Below are 4915 nucleotides of genomic sequence, written 5' to 3'. Positions count from 1 at the left end.
TACTAATAATATCCATGCAGGCAATAGACATTATAATAATGCCAATACTAATTAAAAATAAACTTATTTTCTCTAGGTTATTCATTGTTTGTACCTCTTTTATTAATATTTATATTAAGATGATACAATAAGATGATTAAATTTTTATCATAATAAAACTAAAGAATTCTAAAGAAATTTTTAAAAATTTTGGTTTTGTCTAAGTTTGCATACTTATCTTATATCTAATGGCTAATTAAGTAAAAAGTTTTATGTTTTGAATTATATTTTATAGAAGAAATAATAATGGTAAATTGAGGTTTCAAAATGTTTCAAAATATATGTAGTTTTTAATTTTTTTTTGGAAAAAAATCTCAGGTATAAGATCGAATATTTTTTTCTAGAAAAAAATTAATAGAATTATGAAAAATAAAAATATTTTATGCATATTACTTGATTTTTTTTATTGAAAGGATTAAATTTTATTTAAAGTTATTTTTAAAATAACAACAAAGGAGGGAGAAAACATGAAAGTTATTATTATTGGTGGTGTAGCTGCTGGAGCTACTGCTGCAGCAAGATTAAGAAGATTAGATAAAGATGTAGAAATTGTCATGTTTGAAAAAGGAAATTATATTTCTTATGCAAACTGTGGTCTACCATATTATGTTTCAGGAGAAATAGAAACAAAAGAACAATTATTATTAATGACACCTGAACTATTTAAAAATCGATTTCAAATAGATGTAAGAGTGGCTAGTGAAGTAATTGATATCGATGCTGATTCAAAGATGGTGACTGTTCATGATTATTTTAAGAACAATAATTATCAAGAAAAATATGATAAACTAGTTATTGCAACGGGATCAAAACCAATTAATTTGCCAGTTAAAGGCAATGATCATCCAGCGATCCAACAATTATGGACTTTTGATGATTTTGATAAAATTAAGCGTAAGGTCATTGTGGAAAAGATCAAAAATGTTTGTGTTATTGGTGGTGGATTTGTAGGAATAGAAACAGTTGAAAATCTAAAAGAATTAGGAATAAATGTGGATATTATTGAAAGAGAAAAGCAGATTTTGAATAACTTTGATTTTGAAATGGTTCAACCACTTCATAAACATATAAATGAAAATAAGGTATCTTTGTATTTAAAGACAGAAGTATTAGGTTTTGAAGATAGCCATGGCAAAATAAAAGTTGAAACAAGTCGTTTTGATAAAGTTTATGATATGGTTATCTCATCGGCAGGGGTTAAGCCACAAAGTGAGTTGGCTAAAAAAGTTGGGATTGCATGTAATCGTCAAGGTGGTATCATTGTCGATAAATATCTACAAACTAATATTCAAGATATTTATGCAATTGGAGATGTAATTGAAGTTGAACATTATATTAATCATCAAAAAACGATGATTCCTTTAGCTGGCCCAGCTAATAAACAGGGAAGAATATTAGCTGATAATTTATTGGAAGCTAAAATACCATATCAAGGCTCATTAGGAAGCAGTATTATTAAGGTATTTAATATGGTTGGAGCTACTACAGGATTGAACGAAAAACAATTACAAGTAACTGGTTTAAAACGTCATCAAGATTATGAAGTAACAATCATTCAACAAAAGTCACATGCCGGATATTATCCTGATGCTAAACCATTAGTGATGAAAGTGATTTATGATCAAAGTCAACAAATTCTAGGAGCCCAAATTATTGGATTCGAAGGTGTTGACAAACGAATTGATGTTATCTCAACGGTGATTCATTATCATGGAAAAGTTACTGATTTAAAAGATTTACAAATTGCTTATGCACCACCTTTTGCTATGGCAAAAGATGCTGTTAATATGCTTGGCTATGTTGGTGAGAATATGGAAAATGGCTATATTAATTTAATCTTGCCTGATGAATATCAAGCGATCAAAGATGATGTGATAACATTAGATGTAAGAGAAAATGATGAAAGAAAATTGGTTAAAATTGAAGGGTCTTATCATATTCCTTATGGTGAATTGTTTGAACGTTATCAGGAATTAGATAAAAATAAACCAATTGTAGTTTATTGTGCTATTGGTGTTAGAGCCTATAACTGTGCTAGAATACTAATGCAAAGGGGTTATCAGAAAGTGACTGTTTTAAGTGGCGGATTAGGGTTTTATTTAGATTATTGTTTTAATCAGGAGGATAAATGCGATGATTGCTTTAGCGAGTGATTTTGATGGAACTTTATTTTTTGAAGATAATCGTGATTCTATTTCGAATTTGGATATTAAAAGTATTAAACAGTTTCAAACAAATGGGTCTTTATTTGGAATATGTACCGGTAGACCATATTCAGGAATCAAAGAGTATTTGGACAATAAAATTGATTTAGATTTTAGTATTTTAAGTAGTGGGGCACTAATACTAGATTCTCAATTAAATATTGTTTATGAACAATGTATTAAAGAGTCGCTTGTTAAAGATATTTTAAAGCAGTTTTCAAAATATCTAATAGTAATTCAAGCCAATGGCAATATTTATGCTTTTTTTAAAGTAATTTCTATGCCCATAAGCCAAATCGTTGTATCATCTTTTGATGAAATTCCTAAGGGGCATTTTTATGGTTTATCGATTATTACAAGTGATGAAACCGAGGCACAAAAACTGAAAATAGAAATACTTTCAAGATATAGTCAAGTTATTGATGTTCATCAAAATAAACAGTATCTTGATATTGTGAAAAAAGGATGTTCAAAGGGAAATGCAATCAACTATTTACGTAAATATTTATTAGCTGATAAAATTGCTGGAATCGGTGATTCATTTAACGATATAACTTTATTAGATGCTTCAGATATAGGTTTTACTTTTAAAAACTCACCAAAAGAATTAAAAAAAGTTGCTGATCATATTGTTGGTTCAGTCCATGAGGCTATCAGTATCTTAGAAAGAGAGTAAATAATTTTAATTAGGATTTAATTATGAAAGGCTGAAATCGTTAATTATGGCCTTTCTCTTTTAAATTAAAGATAAGGAGTAAGCGATATGAATATTGAAAAACGTATTTATCTTTGCCAGGATATGACACCAGTAGAATCACAAATTGCCAGATTTATCCTAAAACATAGAAAAGAAATTGAAAATATGACGATTCAAGAGTTAGCTGATGCCATTCCGGTTTCTAAATCAGCTATTCATCGATTTTGTAAAAAAATTGATTTAAACGGTTTTAATGATTTAAAAGTTCAAATTGCAAAAGATAATTATAGTATAATCAATAAGAATACTTTTATAAACGTAAATTATCCTTTTCAAAAAGAAGATGATGTAAAAAATATTGCCTTTAAGATGATCGAGCTTTATGAATTGACAATTAGAGATACTCTTGGATATATAAATTATGATGATATTGAAAAAATAGTAGTTTTAATGAATAATTGTTCAATTATTGATATCTATACACATTCTCATAATCTTAATGCGGCTGAAAATTTTCAGGATAAAATGCTTACAGTAGGAAAAATGGTCAATGTTCCAAAAACAAAATATAAACAGCGGTTAACTGTTTTATCATCTGATAAAACACATTTAGCGATTATTTTATCATACTCTGGGAAAGCAACATTTATTGAACAAATTGTAAAAAAATTATATGAAAAACAAATACCGATTGTTTTAATTAGCCAGGTTGGTAAAAATAATTATCCTCATTATATTAAATATAGTTTAGGCTTAACTGATAAAGAAAATATGCAAGAAAGGATATCACAGTTTTCATCGCATATTGCAATGCAATATATGTTAGATGTAATTTATGCAGCATTTTTTAATCTTAATAGAAATAAAAATATTAATTATATCAAAGAACATATTGATTATATGGATGATCGTGAATTGGATTGAAGTTTCAAAATATTTCAAGATATTTGAAATTTCAATCTTTTTCTTTGGAAAAAAATCTCTTGAATTCTAGCAAATATTTAATTTTAATGAAATATCGCTAAAATGAAGTTATCAAAAACAAAGGAGGAAATTTAAATGAACAAGAAACCAGTAAAAATTGTTACAATTGGTGGGGGTAGTAGTTACACACCAGAATTAATGGAAGGATTTATTAAAAGATATGATGAACTTCCAATTAAAGAAATTTGGTTAGTTGATATTGAAGAAGGAAAAGAAAAATTAGAAATCGTTGGAAAAATGGCACAACGGATGTGGGATGCTTCACCTTATGATGTTAAAGTGCATTTAACATTAGATCGCAGAGAAGCTTTAAAAGATGCTGATTTTGTTACAACTCAATTTAGAGTAGGATTATTAAATGCCAGAATCAAAGACGAAAGAATTCCCTTTTCTTATGGAATGTTAGGACAAGAAACAAATGGTGCCGGTGGAATGTTTAAAGCATTAAGAACAATTCCAGTTATTTTAAGCATTGTTGAAGATATGAAAGAATTATGTCCAAATGCCTGGCTTGTAAACTTCACTAATCCATCAGGTATGGTAACTGAAGCAGTTATGAGATATGGTAAATGGGATCGGGTAATCGGTTTATGCAATGTTCCTGTTATGGCAATGATGTCAGAACCCGAAACAATTGGTAAAACTTTAGATGAATTGACATATAAATTTGCCGGATTAAATCATTTTCACTGGCATCGTGTTTTCGATTCAAATGACAATGATGTAACTGGAAAAATCATCGATGCAATGTATGAAGGAAAGGACGCAGGAATCCCTACTAATATTCATGATATTCCATTTTTTAAAGAACAGTTAAAACAAATGAATATGATTCCTTGTGGATATCATCGTTATTATTACCGTGAAGAAGAAATGTTAGCACATGGATTAGAAGAATATAATACTATTGGGACACGTGGACAACAAGTTAAACAAACAGAAGCAGAATTATTTGAATTATATAAAGATCCAGCATTAAATTATAAACCAG

4 protein-coding genes are annotated in these 4915 nt (G+C 28.4%); all 4 read left to right on the top strand.

Going from position 1 to position 4915, the window contains the following annotated elements:
• Window positions 1-506: 506 nt before the first annotated feature.
• Window positions 507-2192, top strand: a complete 1686-nt coding sequence (locus J7M77_RS02680; RefSeq protein ID WP_296875696.1) for an FAD-dependent oxidoreductase — start codon at window positions 507-509, stop codon at window positions 2190-2192.
• On the top strand, window positions 2173-2919 hold the full coding sequence (locus J7M77_RS02675; RefSeq protein WP_296875695.1) for an HAD-IIB family hydrolase: 747 nt from the start codon (window positions 2173-2175) through the stop codon (window positions 2917-2919). The genes J7M77_RS02680 and J7M77_RS02675 overlap by 20 nt, the downstream gene beginning before the upstream one ends.
• A gap of 87 nt (window positions 2920-3006) precedes the next feature.
• Window positions 3007-3864, top strand: a complete 858-nt coding sequence (locus J7M77_RS02670) for a MurR/RpiR family transcriptional regulator (RefSeq protein WP_296875693.1) — start codon at window positions 3007-3009, stop codon at window positions 3862-3864.
• 135 nt (window positions 3865-3999) lie between these two features.
• Window positions 4000-4915 (top strand): 6-phospho-beta-glucosidase (locus tag J7M77_RS02665; RefSeq protein ID WP_296875691.1); only part of this gene is annotated, 916 nt, incomplete at its 3' end.

Source organism: Thomasclavelia sp. (genome assembly GCF_017889095.1).
Classification (GTDB): Bacteria; Bacillota_I; Bacilli_A; order Erysipelotrichales; family Coprobacillaceae; genus Thomasclavelia.
Note: the sequence above shows the minus strand (reverse complement) of the source record. Positions and strands in the feature narration are given on the sequence as shown.

Bases quoted from the DNA above. Each gene is read 5' to 3' on its own strand.
- J7M77_RS02680 (WP_296875696.1), top strand. From the start codon at position 507: ATGAAAGTTATTATTATTGGTGGTGTAGCTGCTGGAGCTACTGCTGCA.
- J7M77_RS02670 (WP_296875693.1), top strand. From the start codon at position 3,007: ATGAATATTGAAAAACGTATTTATCTTTGCCAGGATATGACACCAGTA.
- J7M77_RS02675 (WP_296875695.1), top strand. From the start codon at position 2,173: ATGATTGCTTTAGCGAGTGATTTTGATGGAACTTTATTTTTTGAAGAT.